The sequence below is a fragment of the Streptomyces sp. NPDC005799 genome (assembly GCF_040630525.1).
Lineage (GTDB): Bacteria > Actinomycetota > Actinomycetes > Streptomycetales > Streptomycetaceae > Streptomyces > Streptomyces griseorubiginosus_B.
Genome location: NZ_JBEXXQ010000096.1, coordinates 1 through 18,838 on the forward strand (window position 1 = coordinate 1; position 18,838 = coordinate 18,838).

At 66.6% G+C, this 18,838-nt stretch carries 18 protein-coding genes; 9 read left to right on the forward strand and 9 right to left on the reverse strand.

Going from position 1 to position 18,838, the window contains the following annotated elements; translation table 11 throughout:
* From ABZ453_RS48215 to ABZ453_RS48240, 6 genes are all read left to right on the forward strand, one after another.
* Positions 1–935 (forward strand): LLM class flavin-dependent oxidoreductase (locus tag ABZ453_RS48215; RefSeq protein WP_359026015.1); only part of this gene is annotated, 935 nt, incomplete at its 5' end.
* Positions 935–1,447 (forward strand): flavin reductase family protein, encoded by a 513-nt coding sequence (locus ABZ453_RS48220; protein WP_359026017.1) that lies wholly within the window; start codon positions 935–937, stop codon positions 1,445–1,447. The genes ABZ453_RS48215 and ABZ453_RS48220, both read left to right, overlap by 1 nt.
* Before the next feature lie 94 nt (positions 1,448–1,541).
* Positions 1,542–2,567, forward strand: coding sequence for an LLM class flavin-dependent oxidoreductase (locus ABZ453_RS48225; protein ID WP_359026019.1), 1,026 nt, complete (start codon positions 1,542–1,544; stop codon positions 2,565–2,567).
* A gap of 1,046 nt (positions 2,568–3,613) precedes the next feature.
* Complete coding sequence (locus ABZ453_RS48230; RefSeq protein WP_359026021.1) at positions 3,614–3,961, forward strand: hypothetical protein; 348 nt, start codon at positions 3,614–3,616, stop codon at positions 3,959–3,961.
* Between the two features lie 192 nt (positions 3,962–4,153).
* Positions 4,154–5,602, forward strand: a complete 1,449-nt coding sequence (locus ABZ453_RS48235) for an MFS transporter (protein ID WP_359026023.1) — start codon at positions 4,154–4,156, stop codon at positions 5,600–5,602.
* Positions 5,603–6,445: 843 nt separating this feature from the next.
* Positions 6,446–7,000, forward strand: a complete 555-nt coding sequence (locus ABZ453_RS48240) for a hypothetical protein (protein ID WP_359026025.1) — start codon at positions 6,446–6,448, stop codon at positions 6,998–7,000.
* 234 nt (positions 7,001–7,234) lie between these two features.
* On the opposite strand, the gene ABZ453_RS48245 is transcribed toward ABZ453_RS48240, so the two are convergent.
* The 5 genes from ABZ453_RS48245 to ABZ453_RS48265 form a co-directional block, all read right to left on the reverse strand.
* Entirely contained in the window at positions 7,235–8,908 is a 1,674-nt protein-coding gene (locus tag ABZ453_RS48245; RefSeq protein ID WP_359026027.1) for a CocE/NonD family hydrolase, read from the reverse strand.
* A 400-nt stretch (positions 8,909–9,308) separates the two neighbouring features.
* The gene (locus ABZ453_RS48250) at positions 9,309–9,680 is read right to left on the reverse strand and encodes a DUF1330 domain-containing protein (RefSeq protein ID WP_359026029.1); all 372 of its coding nucleotides are present in this window, start codon (positions 9,678–9,680) and stop codon (positions 9,309–9,311) included.
* Between the two features lie 424 nt (positions 9,681–10,104).
* Complete coding sequence (locus ABZ453_RS48255) at positions 10,105–11,067, reverse strand: PDR/VanB family oxidoreductase (RefSeq protein WP_359026031.1); 963 nt, start codon at positions 11,065–11,067, stop codon at positions 10,105–10,107.
* A gap of 57 nt (positions 11,068–11,124) precedes the next feature.
* The gene (locus ABZ453_RS48260) at positions 11,125–12,468 is read right to left on the reverse strand and encodes an SCP2 sterol-binding domain-containing protein (protein WP_359026033.1); all 1,344 of its coding nucleotides are present in this window, start codon (positions 12,466–12,468) and stop codon (positions 11,125–11,127) included.
* 417 nt (positions 12,469–12,885) lie between these two features.
* The gene (locus tag ABZ453_RS48265) at positions 12,886–13,563 is read right to left on the reverse strand and encodes a TetR/AcrR family transcriptional regulator (RefSeq protein WP_359026035.1); all 678 of its coding nucleotides are present in this window, start codon (positions 13,561–13,563) and stop codon (positions 12,886–12,888) included.
* Between the two features lie 452 nt (positions 13,564–14,015).
* Between ABZ453_RS48265 and ABZ453_RS48270 the strand changes: the two genes are divergently transcribed.
* Entirely contained in the window at positions 14,016–14,864 is an 849-nt protein-coding gene (locus ABZ453_RS48270) for an oxygenase MpaB family protein (RefSeq protein ID WP_359026037.1), read from the forward strand.
* Positions 14,865–14,993: 129 nt separating this feature from the next.
* On the opposite strand, the gene ABZ453_RS48275 is transcribed toward ABZ453_RS48270, so the two are convergent.
* On the reverse strand, positions 14,994–15,152 hold the full coding sequence (locus tag ABZ453_RS48275; RefSeq protein ID WP_359026049.1) for a hypothetical protein: 159 nt from the start codon (positions 15,150–15,152) through the stop codon (positions 14,994–14,996).
* A gap of 132 nt (positions 15,153–15,284) precedes the next feature.
* On the opposite strand from ABZ453_RS48275, the gene ABZ453_RS48280 reads away from it, so the two are divergent.
* The gene (locus tag ABZ453_RS48280) at positions 15,285–16,343 is read left to right on the forward strand and encodes an alpha/beta hydrolase (protein ID WP_359026039.1); all 1,059 of its coding nucleotides are present in this window, start codon (positions 15,285–15,287) and stop codon (positions 16,341–16,343) included.
* A 135-nt stretch (positions 16,344–16,478) separates the two neighbouring features.
* Here the strand turns inward: ABZ453_RS48280 and ABZ453_RS48285 are convergent, their stop codons facing one another.
* The 3 genes from ABZ453_RS48285 to ABZ453_RS48295 all read right to left on the reverse strand — a co-directional run bounded on the left by ABZ453_RS48285 (position 16,479) and on the right by ABZ453_RS48295 (position 18,212).
* On the reverse strand, positions 16,479–16,820 hold the full coding sequence (locus tag ABZ453_RS48285) for a hypothetical protein (protein WP_359026041.1): 342 nt from the start codon (positions 16,818–16,820) through the stop codon (positions 16,479–16,481).
* A gap of 165 nt (positions 16,821–16,985) precedes the next feature.
* Positions 16,986–17,450: a helix-turn-helix domain-containing protein gene (locus tag ABZ453_RS48290; protein ID WP_359026043.1), complete on the reverse strand. Its 465-nt coding sequence runs from the start codon at positions 17,448–17,450 to the stop codon at positions 16,986–16,988.
* 192 nt (positions 17,451–17,642) lie between these two features.
* On the reverse strand, positions 17,643–18,212 hold the full coding sequence (locus tag ABZ453_RS48295; RefSeq protein ID WP_359026045.1) for a TetR/AcrR family transcriptional regulator: 570 nt from the start codon (positions 18,210–18,212) through the stop codon (positions 17,643–17,645).
* Positions 18,213–18,586: 374 nt separating this feature from the next.
* On the opposite strand from ABZ453_RS48295, the gene ABZ453_RS48300 reads away from it, so the two are divergent.
* A partial coding sequence (locus tag ABZ453_RS48300) for an SDR family NAD(P)-dependent oxidoreductase (RefSeq protein ID WP_359026047.1) occupies positions 18,587–18,838 on the forward strand: 252 nt, incomplete at its 3' end.

The following is an 18,838-nucleotide window of genomic DNA, read 5'->3' on the forward strand; positions in this document are numbered from 1 at the left end:
CGGCGAACTTCGGCTCCCCGATCCCGCCGCGCGCGCAGAAGTACGAGCGCGCCGACGAGGTCGTCCAGGTCGTGCAGGCCCTGTGGGGCAGCTGGCAGAAGGACGCCTGGGTCCTCGACGTCGAGGGCAAGCGGTTCGCCGACATGGGCAAGATCCAGCCGGTCAATCTGCAGGGCCGCCATGTCGCGTCCCGAGGGCCGCTGCCCATCCCGCCGTCCGAGCAGGGCCAGCCGGTCATCTTCCAGGCAGGCGGCGGCGGTTACGGCACGGAACTGGCGGGCCGCTACGCCAGCGGCGTCTACGCCAACCCGATGACGATCGACGACGCCATCGCCCAGCGGGGCGCCCTGCGGGACGCCGCCAAACGGGCCGGGCGCGACCCCGACGAGGTAAAGATGTTCGCCGGTTTCATGCCGGCCGTCGCCGCCTCCCGCGAGGCCGCCCTGGAGCGCAGGCGTTTCCTGGATGAGTCCATCGACCTGCGTCAGCGCGTGCAGTACCTGGGCGCGATGATCGGCCTGCCGCTCTCCTACGACCAGATCGACAAGCCACTGACCGCACGCCAGCTGGCTGACGCCGAGCCCAGCCCGCACGACCGGCGCTCCTTCCGCGCCCTGGAAGTGGCCCGCCAGGGCTGGAGCCTGCGCGATGTCCTCGCCCACGGCGTCATCGACTACCACCCGGTCGTGGGCGGCCCCGCCGCCGACATCGCCGACCACATGCAGCAGTGGTTCGAGGCAGGGGCCTGCGACGGCTTCTCGCTGGCCATCGACGGCTACCACGACGGCGTCGACGCCTTCGTCGACCAGGTCGTCCCGATCCTTCAGGAACGCGGCCTCTTCCACCACGACTACGAGGGCCCGACCCTCCGAGACCACCTCGGAGCCCCTGCCCAGTACGGCCTCGACCCCCGCGTCAGGGAAACGGCCCGCTGATGCCCACCACCCAGCCCACCAGCGCCAGCGCCAGCACCCAGCAGGCGTTCCGCGACGCCATGGCGACCATCGCCTCCCCCGTCGCCGTGGTCACCGCCATGGACGGCCCACGACCGCACGGCACCACAGTCAGCGCCTTCGCCTCCCTGTCCCTGACTCCCCCGATGGTGCTGGTGTCCCTGGACAACGGCTCTCACCTGCTGGCGATCATCCGCCGCACCGGACGCCTCGGCCTCAACATCCTCGGCACCCACCAGGCCGGACTCGCCGCCGTCTTCGCCCGCTCGGGCCAGGACAAGTTCGACGACGTCATCTGGTCGCCCAGCGCGAACCTGCCCCGCCTGCCGGGCTCGGCCGCATGGATCGCCGCCGAAGTCGACGAGTACGTCACCTCAGGCGACCACACCGTCCTGCTCGCCCACGTCATCACCGCAGAGTCCGGCGAGGAAGCCTCCAAGCCCCTCACCTACCACCAGCGTTCCTTCGGCACCCACACGCCACTGGCCGCGTGACCGCACTGACAGCCTGACCGACGAGGCCATGGGCACACCGGACACGCCACCGTCCCGACGGCCCCAACCGGCCGACAGCAAGGACCGATACACCATGAAACTCTCCCTTGTCGAGCTCTCCACCGTCGCCCCCGGCAGCGACAAGCGCCAGGCCCTCAAGGACTCGGTCGACGCCGCGAAGCAGGCAGAGGACCTCGGCTACCACCGCATCTGGTACGCCGAGCACCACGACTCCGCCAGCACCGCCTCGTCGGCACCCGAGATCCTCATCGCCCTGGCCGCGAACGCCACCTCCCGCATCCGGATCGGTTCCGGCGCGGTACTCCTCAACCACTACAGCCCCTACAAGGTCGCCGAGACCTTCCTCCAGCTCGAAGCCCTCACACCGGGCCGCGTCGACCTCGGCCTCGGCCGCGCCACCGCGGGCCCCGTCGTCGACCTCGCCCTGCGCCGCGACCGCGTCGCACCGCCCGCCGACGACTTCGCGGAGCAAGTCCAGGAAATACTCGCCTACTTCAACGGCCGCTTCCCCACCGACCATCCCTTCGCGCGCCTGGACCCGGCCGCAGGCGTCGCTTCCAGGCCCGACGTGTGGATCCTCGGCTCCTCGGGCAGCAGCGCCCGCATGGCCGGTGCACTCGGACTCGGCTACGCCTTCGCGGGCTTCATCAACCCCGACGGCGCAGAACGCGCGCTGCTCCGGCACGCAGCGTTCGCCTCACCCGCGGCCAACGAGCCGGCCGGAGGGCGCGGCATCCTTTCCGTCAGCGCCGTGGTTGCCGATACCGACGCCGAGGCGCGACGGCTGAACTGGTCCAGGACCGCCCTGATGACACGGCTGGTCCACCAGGGCACCGCTGCCCAGGTTCCCACGGTCGAGGAGGCCGAGCGGGAACTCAGCCAGGAGCAGAAGGACGCCCCCACCGTCATCACCGACGGCCGCTGGCCCCGCCAGATCGCCGGCAGCCCGGAGACCGTACGGAACCAGCTGGAGCAGATGACCAAGGCCACCCGCGTCGACGAGGTGATGGTCCAGGACATCATCGCGGACCCCGCCGCCCGGGCACACTCCCGTGCTCTGCTGGCCAAGGCCCTGGACGTCGCCCCCGCCGCGGAATGACCGGCCGTAATCGCACCACCGTTCCGGCACCTGCCGCGACGGCGTCGTCATGCCGCCCTGTCTTCTTGAGTGCGTCCAGTGAGTTCGCGGCTCTGGGACAGCGCGGCTGTTCCCCATCAGCCGTCGTCCACGCGCACGCCCTCGCCAAACCGGCCGCCAGTCGACACGGCATCACCCATGGTCGACCAGCTGTCACAGCCGGAGTCACTCTGACAGCGAACGCGCTGCGGGAGGCGGTGCCCGGTTAATCGCGCCCCCGGAACTGCCACGGGAGACCCGTGTTCGACCAGCATCATCTTCCGGGCAGGACACCGCATAGGGTCCAGGTCGCACTCCAATCACGGCCGGGCGACCGGTGCCAAGCGCGGAAAGACCCACGGGCGACATGGCCCACATCATGTCCTCAAAGATGAACTCTCTCCACGCCGCGTCACCTCCCGTAGTTCGAGGCCGTACAGGGACCTCGACGCGGCCGGGTGCAGGTCCGTCGATCTACGGGCATGTGGGCCGACCGCCTTCCGGCAATTCCCCGCCTCGCTGGCTGGACACTGAGGGTCCGGCCCGTCTGCACGTGTCCTGCGGTGGCCCCGTACGGAGTCGACACCGGCCTGGATGCACGGCTGCTTCATTCATCTGTCGGCCACCCGAATGGCTGTCGCCGGACAGTGCGCCCCTCGACTTCTCCGACGGACTCCAAAGGGGTGCCATCGCTCCACCATGGCTACTGGTGTGTTTCAGACAACCATGACCACTCTCGCGAAAGAAAACTGATCGGTTTATGTTGGCTGAAAACGATTGGTTTCCAGCTACGGCCGTTGCCGAGCGGGCCCAGGACTCCCCGACGGAGGAACTCCGCCGGGACGCGGAGAGCAACTTCTCGCGACGTCGCCATGGCTGGAAGCCTCGTACCCGCAGTTGAACAAGCAGCGCACACTCGCCGATTTCAAGGTCGTTCTCATAAAGTCCGATCACCCACCACTTCGCCGACGTGAACGGAGTCAGTCTGCACATCACCGAGCAGGGACAGGGCCCGCTGGGTTCAGGACGTGGCAGACGCGCTCGGGATCCGCCGTGAGCCGACAGCCACGCTGCGGCAGGTCGCACACCTCGGCGTCCGCACCTTCGGCTCCCCCCTCACCCCCCACAGCCTGCCCGTCCCGGAAACCCCCATCCGGGTACAACTCGCGGCACCGGACGGCACATTGTGGACCTGGGGCCAGCCAGAGGCGGCGAACCGCGTCAGCAGACCGGCCCTGGATTTCTGTCTGCTCGTCACACAGCGCCGCCACCGCGACAACCTTGCACTGACCGTCTCCGGCGAGACGGCACGCCAGTGGCTGCCCATCGCCCAGGCCTTCGCCGGCCCCCCGGGGCCGGGACGGCGCCCGAGCTAGGCAACGACGCACACGCGACGCCTGATGGACCACGACATCCATGTCGACACGGCCCGGACGCAGGGCGTCACGGAGCGGGCGTCAAGCATCTACGGCCTGAGGCACTCACCCCGTCAGTTGCATGAAGCGACTAACTGCGGCTAGCGTCTCGCCACGTCAGTAGGGCGTCCCAACTCACCCAGTGAGGCAGTCATGAGCGCATCCAAGGGCAGACCGGAAACCGTGCCCGCCGAGCCGAAACCGGCAGGGGACGCTCAGGATGCCGCCGCCAGACGCCATGCGCTACGGGTATTGGCGCTGAGCAGCCTCGGCGCGTTCGTGGTGTTCCTCGACACGACGATAGTCAACGTCGCCTTCGAGACCATGAGCCGCAGTCTCCGTACCTCGGCTGACCACCTGTCGTGGGTACTCAACATCTACAGCCTGGTCTTCGCGGCCACCCTCATCCCGGCAGGGCGACTCGCCGACCGCTACGGGCGCAAGCGCGTCTTCCTGACGGGCATCACCGGCTTCGCGGTGACGAGCGCACTGTGCGGTCTCGCGCCGAACGTGGACGTCCTGATCGGCGGGCGGGCGCTGCAGGCGGTCTTCGCCGCTCTGGTCACCCCGACGTCACTCGCCCTGCTCCTGCCCGAATTCCCTCCGGCCCGGCGGCCGGTGGCAATCGGCACGTGGGGCTCGATGAGCGCGCTGGCCGCAGCCGTCGGACCCACGCTCGGCGCACTGTTGACCCAGTACGCCTCCTGGCGCTGGATCTTCCTGGTCAACGTGCCGATCTGCGCCCTGGTCCTCGTTCTCGGCCTGCGCATGCTGCGCGAGACTCGCGACCCGCACGCCCAGGGCCTGCCCGACCCGCTCGGCGTGCTCCTGATCGCCGCGATGCCCGCTGCGCTGAGCCTCGGAATCATAGAGGGGCCCAAGTGGGGATGGTCCGACCCGCGCGTGATCGGTGCCTTCTCGCTGGCCGCACTGCTGCTACCGATCTTCATCCTGCGTGACCGTTCAGCGACCCAGCCGGTGCTCGACTTCGCCCTCTTCCGCGTCCGGCAGTTCCGTCTGATCAACGCCGCCACGCTGGTGTTCGCAGCCGCCTTCTTCGGTAATCTGCTCAACAACATCATCTTTCTTCAGACGGTGTGGCACTACTCGGTACTGCGTGCCGCACTTGCTACCATGCCGACTCCCCTTGTAGTCGCCGTGATCGCGCGCGCCGCAGGCCGCCTTTCCCATGACCACGGTGCGCGCAGAGTGCTCACAGTCGGTGCCATCGTATGGACGGGAGGCCTCGTCCTCAACGCCACCGTCGTGGGCGCCGACCCGCACTGGGTCACTCACTGGCTGCCCGCCGCGCTGCTGACCGGACTCGGTGTAGGCCTCACCCTGCCCGTACAGTCCGCCGCCGCCACCCAGTCGCTGCCTCCGGCGCGGTTCGCGCTCGGCTCGGCGATCAATGCGAGCCTCCGTCAGCTCGGTGCCGTCCTCGGCATCAGCCTCTTCGTCGCTGTCCTCGGCACCCCCACGGCGGGGACGGCCGTCGATTCCTTCCACCGCGTCTGGTGGCTCTTCGCGGCCCTCGGCCTGGCAGCCGGACTCCTCCTGTGGGCGCCACGCCTGCGCCCGGAGCGGGCCCTGGCACTGTAGGCAGTCAGGCGAAGCTCACCTCTGCGCCGCCGCGGTGATGTCGTCCGTGTCGGAAGACATCACCGGGGACTGATGTGACCAGCGGCCTCAATGGCTTCGGCTTGACGCCGGCTGTATCCGCCGAACAAGAAGCCGCGCAACCCGGTCAGCGCCGCCACCGGACCCCGTCAAGGGGCCCGGCCCCGCGTCTGCTCGCGCACACGGATCAGCCGTTCAGCGCGCAACGCGGCGCTCGCGGAACGCACGCATGCCGTCCACTCCGTTTCAGCGACTCTGCCAGAACAGCACCGCAAAACGTGGCAGTTGACCAACCTCACCAAAGATCACCAGCATCCACTTGCCGGAGCCAGACAAACCCGTACGCCGACAACCGGATCAAATCGGAACTCGACTACAGCCGCGGACCCGAGAAGACCTGGGTCTACGGGGGTTTACATGTCCGGGACGGCCAGCAGATCACCATGACCGCTTCCTTCCCGCAACAGCGTCTTCTACCAGCAGTTCCTGCAACAGGTCGAGGACGCCAACCCGACCGGCGAGATCTGGATCGTCACCGACAACCTGTCCTCACACAACAGCCTGTCCACCCGGACCTGGCTGGAGGACCGTCCCCGCATCCACCGGGCCTTCATCGCCTTGGCGCCTGCTGGCTCAACCTGCAGGAAAGCTGGTGGCGCATCCTCAAAACGGCCCGCGTCGGCCGGTCCTTCGCCAACCCCGACGACATCACATACGACACGCGTCCCTGGCGACCGACCAGCTCAACGCCCGTGCTAGGCCATGGATCTGGGGCAGGCGAGCCCCGCCCACACGCCTACTACGACGCCGATATGTGTACATCGTTTGAGGAACCCAGCACTAGAGAACCAGCTCGGCGGCCTCGGCTCGGCGCTCAACACCATCAGGTTCTGGACGGCCCGCTACATCGACGCCGCCATCGCCCAGTTCCAGACCGAGGAGCACGCTGGACCTGGCTCCTGGTCGTCGCGCACACACCCAGCTCAGGCTCCCGGCCGCTGGCCGCAGACCTCCGCCTGCACCGAGCAGGCGTTCACACCCGCCTCTGCCTCGGACCTGGCCATCGCCGCGCTGCGCGACCGCGTCCGGGTAAGCGCCCGCACCGACAACGACAGCCGCTCCTCCGTCGTAAAGGTCACAAGCACGGACGGGACCGAACGAGTCGTGGGGGTCGACGTCAACCGGCCGACCCCAGCAAGCGAACTGGACCGGCGCTGGGAGTCCTTGGTCACCAAATTCCACTCGCTCGTCGACCTCGCGCTGGGCGCGGACGCCGCCGACCGCATCGTTTCAGAGGTTGCAGGACTCGCCACCGCGGAAAGCCTCGGGCCGCTCCTGCGTACGCTCGCCGGGGACCGAGAAGACGTACGCGCTTGGTGAGGGAGACCTGCTCGAGCATGCCGACGACGCGGGCATGGGCGGCTTCTGCCCCGCCTCCACTGTCGCCGAGATCGTCGCCCCCCTTCTTGGCCGAGCTCCCCGCAGGAGGGCACCCTCCGTATCCTCCTTGAGCCCTACCAGAGAGGGAACGGCGATCTGGGACACGCCGCCGCCACGTTTTTGATCGCCCCGGGCGACAGGACGTCATACATAGGGGCTCTCCCCTGCTTCCTGTCAGGCTGGGACGACGGGCAGGATGATGCGGGAGGGGCGGTCGGAGCTGTGGAAGACCTGCTGCCGAGCGGCACGGGCCGTGGTCGCGTTGTCCTCGGGTTCGCCCGTGTTGAGGTTGCGGTCCCAGCGCGGGAAGTTGCTGGAGGTGACCTGTACCCGTATCCGGTGGCCTGCACGGAAGACGGTGCTGGTCGACCACAAGTCCACGACGTGCTCGGCCGGTTCGCCCGGTATCTCCGCACGTACCCGCACGATGCCATCGGTCACATTGCGGGAGACACCCTGCTCGTCGACGTCGCACAGACGGGCCACCCAGTCGGTCGAGGGGCCGTCCGTGGCGGCGAAGAGGATCACCTTCACGCGGCCGGTCACCTCGGTGTCCTCGGCGAGTGGGTCGGTGGTGAAGACCAGCACGTCCTCCCGCGCCTCCACGGCAGCCTGGTCCAGCGGGCCAGGACGGAACTCGTCCGCAAGCAGCAGCGCGCCGCCGGTGGTGGGTACCGGGTCCATCGGGTCGTAGGTGAACTCGTCGGGCTGCTCGGAGGTGGACGGCGGCTCAGAAGTCAGGCGTCCGTCCGCGCGCAGATGGAAGTCCCTCTCCACAGCCCGCGACAGGGGCCATTCCGTCTCCTCGCGCCACTGGTTGATCCCCATGACGAACAGGAGCACCTTGCCGGCGTCCGGCTCCAGTGGTTCGCCGTCGCCGATCGTGCGTCGGAACCAGTCGAACTGCATGTCGTGCAGGCTTCCCCGCATGCCCATGAAGTCGGAGTTGGCGGCAAACCCGAAATTGACGTCGCCGACCACGTTCCGCAGGTTGGTGTGCGTCCACGGGCCCACGACCAGCGTGGCCGACCGGCCCGCGCGGCGCATGGCAGTGAAGTTGTCGAGCGTGCCCTGGGCGAAGATGTCGAACCAGCCACCCACTTGGAAGGTGGGTAGGTCCACTTCGTCGTGCCGCCCCGTGACGGTGCAGGACCGCGCCCAGTCGGGTTCCCGCCGGGAGCGCTCATAGCCCAGCTCGGGAAGATCGTGCCGGGCGAAGGCGGGGAAACGTCCGGCCGGCAGCTCGGCGTACCCGCCGCCCGCGAGACCGTCCAGGTCGTGTACGAGTCCGGTGATGCCGCTCGCCAGGCCCTCCAGGTCGGTGGCGTGCCGACGCATCAGCGCGTCGGCGCCCATCATGAGCGTCCAGGGTGCGCTGATGCCTAGCTCGATCGCGCCACCGCGCGTCCAGAGCCCGTCCTCCGGATCTGACCACGTGATCATGGGAGCGATCGCCTTCAGCTCCGGCGGCTTGGACAGCGCCGCCATCCACTGGGTGTTGCCGAAGTAGCTCCCACCGATCATGCCGACCGAGCCGCTGGAGCCGGGGAGGGCGGCGGCCCACCGTACCGTGTCGTACCCATCCCTCTCCTCGTAGGTCCACGGCTCCCACTCCCCCTCCGAGGCGAACCGGCCGCGGGTGTCCTGAATGACGACTATGAAACCGCGCCGGGCCGCCGCCAGAGGATCGAGCATCATGGCCAGCATCGACGTCTGCTTCCCGTAAGGCAGCCGACTCAGCAACACCGGCCAGGGCCCGGTACCGGCGGGCCGGTACACATCCGCGCGCAGCACGGTGCCGTCCCGCATCTCCGCAGGGACATCGAACTGGATCTGGATCTCCGTCATGTACTGCTCCTTTGCCTGCCACGACGTCTTCCGGCGACATCGTGTAGTCGGCCCGTCTCATGCACCACCCCCGAATGGAGGTGGTCGCACCGGTCTCGGGCTATCGCCCACAACTCGGCAAACCGATCGGTTTTGTCCACAGTGGTTGTTCCTGGGTGCGACTGCTTCGTTCACCCTCACGCGCGGCGGGCGTGCAGAGGCGCACCGCCAGGACGAGATGCTCGCAGCTGGATGCGCGGTAACACCTCGAATGATCAAGTAACGGGCTCCCTTGGTCGCGCTGGCGTCATCACCACGTCACGACCGGGGGCCCGTTCTCTCATGCCTGACGCATCCGCCCATCGCCAGCCGACGACTCGTCAGCCGGTCCACCCGACGCCGACTCCGTAGCGATGCGGTTTCAAGGCTTGAGCACAGCCAGAATATCGTCGAGCGAAACGTCGGTGGGGTCACTCATATCGGGACCACTGAACGTCTGCCAGATATAGGACGCCGTCCCGCTCTCCCGCAGCGGGTGCAAGTCGGCCAAGTCCGGATCATCCCGGAAGCTGTTGAACGCCTCTTCGGACTCCCATTCAACGAGGAACAGAACCTGCCGTGGCGCAAGGTCACCGGTTACGTTGTTTTGGAAACGACCGAACGCCACCATTCGACCGCCATACCGCGGAGCCGCCTCGGGCAGACGACCGAAGTACGCAAGGTACTTCTCCAATTCAACCACGTCAAACATATTCAGGGCGTAAAACTTCTTCTTCTGCGACTTTTCACTCATCGCCAATCACCTCTCCGGTATAAGCAAGCTGCTGTTCACTGTTCTATGCGGGCGCGAGGCACTGGAAGCAGGGAGCGACTATGAGAACATACTTCCAGCACTCGGAGGATTGAGGAATTCCCGTACCGTTGGGGCCCTTTTGCCTCGCGCGGCCTCGACGAAACGCCGCGCCGAAAACTGGGCGGTCCCCTGTTGCCGGCACGACTCCGGTTCATCCTGCAACCACAACGTGTCTGTCGTTTGGGTGACCTGTCCGTTAGTCAGATCCAATGATCGCCCGGCTGTCGCGCCGGGTTCCAAGGAACCGGGAGTGTGCTGCTCGCACGAGCGGGACGCCGCTGTCCAGACGGGGTTTTGGGATGGCGCCGAGCCGGGCGCGCGACGACCACCGGTCCCGAAGCCGGTTACTCCGCCCCGAAGCAGATCACAGGTCGAGGACCAGGCGGTTACCCCTGGCACGCGAGACGCAGATCATCATCGTGTCGCCCGCGGCCCGCTCCTCGTCGTCCAGCACCGAGTCGCGGTGGTCTATCTGCCCCGACAACACCTTGGTCTCGCAGGTTCCGCAGATTCCCTCCTCGCATGATGTCATCACCGACACTCCGGCACTCTCCACAGCCTCGAGAATGGACATGTCCTCAGAGATCGTCAATGTCCTGCCGGACTGGGCGAGTTCGACCTCGAAGGTGGTGGCCGGCCCGGCGGTGACGTCCTTCTTCGGGGCGAAGCGTTCCAGGTGCAGGGATCCGCTCGGCCACTTCTCACAGCCGGCCTCGACCGCCGCGAGCAGCGGTTCCGGGCCGCAGCTGTAGACGGCTGTCTTCCGTTGCGGCTTTCCGAGCAGCGAAGCCAGGTCCAGCAGCCCGTACTCGTCCTGCGGCCGCAGACTCACCCGGTCTCCGTAGACCCGCTGCAACATCTCACCGAACGCCATCGACGCTCGGGTGCGGCCGCCGTAGACGAGACGCCAGTCGGCGCGGGTCGCATTGACGGCCGCCACCATGGGCAGGATGGGGGTGATCCCGATTCCGCCTGCAATGAACAAGTAGCTCTTGGCCTTCACCAGCGGAAAGTGGTTACGTGGCCCGCGGATGCGCACCGACTCACCTTCGGTGAGCACGTCGTGCACGTAGCTCGACCCGCCCCGGCTCTCCGGTTCACGCAGTACCGCGATCTGAAGGCGGGACCGGTCCCCCGGATCACCGCACAGTGAGTATTGCCTGACCAGGCCGGCTCGCAGCACCAGATCGATGTCGGCTCCCGGCTCCCATTCCGGCAGCGGACGGCCGTTCGAGTCGCGCAACGTCAGCAGCACGACACCTTCGGCCATCGCTTCCTTTCTTTCCAACACAAGGTCGAGCTCGACTTCGGTGCCGGATTTACTCATGATCCGCATTCCATTTCTCACAGTGGGGTGTGGGAGTGACGCGTTGGTTCTGGCCGGTCAGGAGGGGAAGCAACGACCGAAGTCGCGCAGCAGTCGGGGGGAGCCCTGCAGCTTGATCTGGCGGCGCACCAGTGCCCATGCCAACAGCGAAGGCTTGCTGAGGAAACGCAGCCAGGTGCGTGTGTCCGCGGTGATCCTGAGATCCGGCTCACCGTGATGTCCGTCGGCGACGTCGAGTTCGCGGTCGCTGATGGTGACGGTGATCTGCCGGGATTCGTCGCCGGTGAAAGTGAAGTGATAGGTGGCGGACATGTCCTTGGCCTGCTCGCGTTGGAAGATCAGCGGCAGACCTTCCACCAGACCGTCGATGCTGTTCGCTCGCAGGCTCATCGCCACATGCTTCGTACGCTTGTTGGGGAACCGGTCCGCCACGTGCTGTTCGGCGTCGGAACCCGGGACGACGTAGACGGTCTCTGCCTTGTCCACCAAGGGGCGGACGACCTGGGTCAGGTGTGACTTGCGGTTGTCCAACCAGGGTCCGATGACGTCCTCGCCGGCCGGGCACACCGACATGCAGTAGGCCGCTTTGTAGTTGGCGCCGAAGGACAGACTCTGCCACATGGACGCGCTCTCGCTGTCGCTCACTCGCGCGCGGTAGTCGTGGGCGTCACGGCTCTCCGCGACCTGTTCGGCCCAGTCGCCGAAGCCGCCCATGAACTCTCGGTAGTTGTGCGTGTAGCAGGCGGAGAAGTTGAAGTGCCCATCCGAGGCGATCGCTCCGGTCGGACAGGCCGTTACGCACAACTTGCATTCCAGGCAGGGGTTGTAGTCGATGGGCCGGGAGTACTCGCTGACCTCGGCGTCGATGAGGATCGTCCCCAGCAGGACGAAGTTGCCGAACTTCGGGTGAATGACGTTGCGGTGGATGCCCATCTTGCCGAGCCCCGCCGCCACGGCGACCGGCTTGTGCCCGACCACCCATGTCTTCCTGGGGAACTTGTCCATCTCCATCGGAAAGCCCATCGCGGGGTTGATGGCGCGCACTCCCACCGCCTCCAGCCCGCCCACCACCTGCCGGCCGACCTCGTTGGTGTGGTCGCCGGTGTGATGGAACTCCAGGTTGGCGACCGAGCGTGCGGGAGTGCGGATGTTCTCCCTGTTCATTCGGGTGACGATGCTGATCAGCGTCCGGACGCCCGGCAGCGCGGCGTCCAGGTCGTTTCGCTGGTCGGCGATGTCTGGCCGGTCGATCTCGACGAAGCCGACGTCATCCGCACCCGCGTCGAGACACAACTGGCGCAGCCACGCCGCGTCCAGTGGCTCCGTCGGCCGGGCGGCGGCGCGGTCGCGCCGACGGACCTGGACGACGGTGGGATGGTCTTCGAGCTTGTTCCTGGCCATCGAGCGTCACCTCACGGGGGCGGGGCGCTTGCAAGTTTCATGAAGCAACTCGAACCCTAGCCTGGCGAATTTCATGAAGCAACTTGGAGCATGGAGTGGTGAGTTCGACTGACCGCATGCGCCGATCACTACTGCCGGCCAGGCCAGGAGCGGCGCGCACTTCGCGGCACCGTCGTGCCCCAGGACGGCGTTTGTGACCAGTTCGCTGACGACGAGTTCGGTACTAAAGGTGAGGTCGTCGAGACCCCAGGCGTGGCGGAGGGCCGGCGAGCAGAGCGCGGCCAGCCTCCTCCAGGGGACGGCCTGAGCAGCAGCGCGGGGCCGGGCAGCGGACAATGGGTGGGTGTATCGGGTTACGCCCGCGCGCACCTCATCGCCCCGGCGTGGACGGCGGGTACGCGCCTATCGCCAGCGGCTTCAGTGACCGGCTGCACCAGGCATCGTGAGTGCGCGCCGGACGAAATGCTCGCACGCGGCGCAGGCGGCCTCGAAATCAACCCTCTCAGGGGCGACCAGGATTTGGGCACCTGTGCCACGCAGCATGCCGGTGATCGCAACCGCCACACCAGCGGGCTCGATATCAGTCCTGACCATCCCCCGCTCTTGGCCAGAGCGCACAAACTCCTCGACGGTGGTGCGAATCCTGCTGTCGAACTCGACGAACACTTCGCGCAGAACCGACTCCTCAGGGAGTGCGGCCCCCCACATCGCGAAGAACGCACGGGCGTCGGCGGGATTCCGGTCGATCCACGTCAGGTATGACCGGATCATCGCGACCAGTGACTCCAGCGGGTCCCCCGTCAGGGCCTCGACGGCCTCGACGAGACTGCGCTGACTCTCTCGGGCGACGCGCCGCAGCAGCGCCACCTTGGAACCGAAGTGGTGGTTCACAAGGCCCCGGCTGTACCCGGCTTCCGTCCCGACGTCGGCCACCGAAGTCTGGTCCACCCCGCGGCGGGCGACGAGTCGACCGGCGGCCTCCAGAAGGGACTGCTCCGCTTGATCGCGTCGCTCCTGCTTGCTGCGGGGCGGCGTCTTGGCCTGTCCGGTCGGTTCGAAGACGCTGGCCGCGGAGGTCCCCGGGATTGACGACATGGTCAGAGATTACTACCTTGAAACAGTTGCTAAACGCTTAACAAGCAACTTGGAGCGAGTGTCACTGCTGCGGCGTCTCGGCTCAGGGGGGACCCGTCGGCAGCATCACGCCCGAGACCCACTTCCCCCTTTCCGCTGCCTTCGTCGTCCATCAGTGAACAAAGGAGTTTCGGCATGGCTGCCACAGAGAAGAGCCCTGATTCGGCCAGCCGAGTCAACCGCGTGGTCACCAAGGAGCGTCCGCTCGGCACCGAGCCACGGTGGCGACGGTTCGGTGAACCCACACCTGCGGGCGGCTCGCTGAAGGAAGACGGGACGCCGGACAACGGCGTGTTCGGGCCGGGAAGCATTGTCTGGGAGGTGCTCCTTCACCCAGCTATGATCTTCTCCCAAAGCCCCGCACAGTTCGTGCTTCAGTTGACGTACAAGCCGATCGTGGCGGGCGTGCGCGATTGGGACCCGATGTCTCGCAAGGCCGAAAGGGCGAGCTCACCGTCTTTGACGCATTCGACTGTACCCAGCGGAACTCCGGAATCCACACGCCCATGTGGCTCGGAGACACTCCCACCGCCAAGCGGGTCGCCAAGCACCTGCGCAACATCCACGGCAAGGTGGCAGGCGATGTCATCGACATCGTCCATCCCGAACTCGGCGGCTACGACGCCAACGGTCCCCGGGACGCCATGTGGGCGGCCCTCACGGAGATGCACACGATGCTGTGGGTCTACGCGAACCTCGCCTTCCGTGACGGCAAGGCCCCGCATCGTCTGCCCCTCGCGAAGCGGCACCAGTTCACTGCCGAAGTGGCCGAATACTGCCGGCTCTTCGACGCGCCCGAGGGAGAGATTCCGACGACGATGGCCGAACTGAAGGCGCTGTACGAGAAGTACGACGAGCTGTTCAAGCCCAGCTGGACCATGGACGTCATCCCGGCGACGGGGCAGAGCTTCCACTGGATTCAGAAGGAATCCATCAAGCGGAACTTCCACATCTCCCAGTTGCGAGTACAGGCCCAGCTCCTGCTCACGCAGAAACTGTTCGGGTACCCGGTCATGGGTGCTGTCTCGACGAAGACTCGGCGCAACATGGGTGTCGGGCCGTTCAAGGGCAAGGTCGCCGTCGCGTCGACCAAATTCATGTTGCCGCTCATCTGGCTGGCGCAGCAGCCGCACATGGAGCGGCGCGTGATGCGGGTCATGTGGGGACCTGATGCCGTCAAGCTGATCGAATCGGCACGCGAGTTGCACCACCAGGCGAAAGCGGGCCTGCTTCCCGACGTGCCGAGCAAGGTGGCCGCATAGGCGTCAGTTGCTCCCGCTCGTCCGCTGGGCAAGGGGAGCGACAAGAGCTCTCCAGAAGGGGCAGGCCGCCTGCGCCAACTTGAAGCGGAACGGAGAGTTAGCATGCCATCTCCTTGCAGGCGGGCGGCTTCACCGCCTCTTCAGGATGGCCAGAAAGTTCGCGCCGTTCCGGTTCTGCTTGCATTCGCCGAGCACCTCGCTGGTGGCGACGTTCAGGGCAGCGAACAGGTTCGTGGTGCCGTGCCGCACGTAGTCGTGGGGGCGCTTCTCGGTGGCGGCGAAGGTCACGGGCAGCATGCTGACGCAGCAAGTAGCGGTTCGGGCTCGTGCGCCCTTCAGAATTCCGGACCAGAGCATTGGATGAGACACAATCGCCGTGATCGGTATATCGCCATACCCGTATGAGAGAAGGGATCTCGGATGGCAGTCGAAACGCTGGAGGGCCGGAGCCTCCAGATCGATGAGCATCGCTTGCATGTGAGGGTGGCCGGAGAATCGGGGCCGCTTGTGCTTCTTTGTCACGGATTCCCGGAATCGTGGCACTCGTGGCGTCATCAGATCCAGCCGCTTGTCAGTGAGGGGTATCGGGTCGCAATCCCAGATATGCGAGGTTACGGCAGGTCGTCGAAGCCCACGGACGTCGGGGCCTACCGAATCACCGAACTGGTCAATGACTGTGTCGCTGTCGTACGGGCGCTCGGAGAGCAGCAAGCAGTCATCGTCGGTCACGACTGGGGCGCACCCGTGGCATGGACGGCCGCGTGGACGCGACCCGACGTCTTCAGGGCGGTAGCCGGCCTGAGCGTACCTTTCGGCGGACGTGGCTTGATGGCGCTTCCCGGCGACCCATTCGGCGACGTCCGGCCCAGCGTGGCGCACCGAAAGCTCGCAGGTTCGGAACGATTGTTCTACCAAGAATTCTTCAGCATTCCCGGTGTGAGTGAGAACGACGTCGAGCAAGATCTGCGCGACTGGCTCCTCGGATTCACATATTCTGCGTCGGCGGCCAGTCCGGTGCCCGCCGGGTTCGATGCCGACGATTTGTTCCGCTTGTCTCCAGAACGGATTGTCGACTTCCTTCGCAGCAAGCTCTGTCTCCCGCGAGGCAAAGGCTTCTTCGACCTGCTTCGGCGCCCGACGTCGCTTCCAACATGGCTCACGGCAGATGAATTCGATTCTTGGGTGGGAGAACTCGAACAGGGTGGTATGGCGGGACCGCTCAGCTACTACCGAGCGATGGAGCTGAACTGGGAGCTTCTCGGCATCCATCAAGGCAAGCCCTTGACGGTGCCTTCGCTCTTCATCGGTGGTGACCGCGATACAGCGACGATCTGGGGGCAGGAGGCGGTCGCACGGGCCGGTGAGGTATTGAGCGATTTCCGTGGCGCGATCATCGTGCCGGATTGTGGTCATTGGATCCAGCAGGAATCTCCAGATATCGTCAATCAGGAACTTCTGACCTTCTTGAACGCCCTTTGATTCGTCACACGGCGAGCCCATCTGGTGGGAAGCGAGGTGTGGCCTCGATGCTGCGCGTACAGATCGTGCATCGACGATCTGGCGGTCGTTCCCGTGGCCTTCGAGCCCAGCCTCGCCGCGCATGGTAAGACGTCGCTACCACAGAAGCGTCGCGGTGGTCGGCGCGACGAGCGTGCGCACGTCGTCAGGCCCGATGCCGACGGCTTCCTCGGGATGGGTGTCGCCGTCGGCGGCCAGCTGCTCGGCGTCGCACCGGGCCCACAGCCATGGTCCAGTTGCGAGCGCGTAGCGGCGACCACACGCTGTGTCGACCAGGCAGCCGACGACACGGTCGAGCAGACGGGACAGGTACGGAGGCGAGTCGATACCGCCCCGCCTCGGTACCTGTTCTGGTTCCGCCGGCAGATACGCATTCGACGACCCGAACGTCGTCTCGTGCGACACCTGCCACTCTCGGCCGGACTCGATGCGCCTCATCAATAGTTACAGTTCGTAGACGACGGCCGCCTATGCATGCCTGCGGACGGTCCTGCGGTCCACGCGGCAGGACCGCACAGCCTCACATACGAGATCGTGGAGTGGCCGTTCGACGCACCACCCCAGCGGACGCGAGCGGACAATCCATCGAGAAAGCTGCGGAATTCAGGCCGAGGCGTCTGTGAGTGGTGGGCCGGGAAGCAGGTGAACTGCGTCCGGGCCGACCCCGTGACCGCACTGAGTGCAGACGAGCTGTTCCCGGACCTCGCCTCCGCAGCCCTCGTGGCTCGTGATCCGCGGCGGGCCGCCCGGGTTCTCGGCGTGCTCATCACCCCAGTGCATCAAGGAGAGCAACGCCGTGAGCAGGTCCTTGGCCTTGCTCGTCGGCTGATACTCGTAACGGGCGGGCCGCTCCTGGTAACAGATTCGTTCCAGCAGCCCGTCGTCGACCAGCTGGGAGAGACGGGCGCTCAGCACGTTGCGGGCGATACCAAGGCTGTCCTGGAATTCCTCGAACCGGCGCAGGCCAAGCAGCGCGTCGCGAACGATCAGCAAGGTCCAGCGCTCGCCCACCACCTCCAGGGTCCGGGCGATGGAGCACAGTTGACTGTCGTATGTTCGGCCCAACATGCCGTGAATTTAGCACGTTGCACCAAGCAACTGGCAGGTTCAGGGCCGAGCGGGTACCGCACAGTCCGCCCCCGGGGCGGCCGCTCGGGCATGCAGGCGATCTTCGTCACCCTCTTGGCGGGACACGGAAAGATGAGCCCCGCCTTCCGGCGGGCAGCCTCAGAGGAGAACAGGGAACGCGCGACCTGACAGTCAGCGCATGCCTGCCCCGTCGAGAAGGGTGACCACCATGGGGGCGAGAAGCCCGGCCAGAAGGTCGGCTCCAATCGCCACACGGGCACTGGCGCCCTCGAAGACCACCATCAACTGGCGGGCCAGCACATCCGGATCACCCACGCCGCCCCGCTCGGCCTCCGCCCGGAAGAACGCTGTCAGGCTGCCCTTGACGCGCTCCGCCACCCGGCTCGCGGGGTGGGTTCGGTCCTTGAGTTCGATCTGCACCGCCAGGTAGGCGCAGCCGCTGAACTCGGGCACCTCGGCCTGCGACTCCAGCCGCTCGAAGATGTGCAACACCCGCTCCCTGGGGGAACCCCGGTTGTCCGCCTCGGGCAGGAGGCCGGCGGTGCAGGAAGCGGCTCGTCGCTCAAGGCTCGCCGCCAGCAGTTCGTCCTTGCTCTCGAACAGCTGATACATCGAGCGCTTCGACACCCCAGCGGCCTTGCACAACGCCTCGACGCCCACACCGACACCCTCGCGGTCGACGAGCGCGGCCGCCGCCTCCAGCAACCGCTCCCGGGATGTCGCTTTCGCCTCTGCCGTCATGATGCGAGGTTAACTCGGTTTTCGTGATTCGAAAACCGATCGGTTTACCAGATGCCGCGCAACCCTCTTCCGATCGGGACCCAACCGGGCGCCGGCGAGGCGGACGTCCACGGCTGCCCCTCGGCGAGGGAGCAGCCCCTCGGCGACATCCCCCGGCATCGCCGACCGTCGACCCGCCTCGAGGGATCGCCGGGTCCCGTGCACCACGGCAGCACTCCACCCCTTCGCCGGGTTCCGCCCGTACGGCGAGGTTCGCGTCACGGGCGGCAGGGCCGGACATCGGCCCCGCCGGACTTGCACCCAGAAACCGATCGGTTTACCTTAACTGAAACCGATCGGTTTCTCGTTCCGTTTCTCATTCCGTGGAGAGAGTCATGACCGCATTGAAGGACGCCACCGTCTTCGTCACCGGCGGCAGCCGGGGCATTGGCAAGGCCCTGGTGGAGGAGCTCTACGCGCGCGGCGCCGGCAAGGTCTACGCCACGGCCCGCGACCCGCGCACCGTGACGCACCCGGACGCCGTCCCGGTGGCGCTGGAGGTCACCGACCCCGCCTCGGTGGCCGCGGCCGCCGCACAGGCCCAGGACGTGACCGTGCTGATCAACAACGCCGGCGCGCACGTCGGC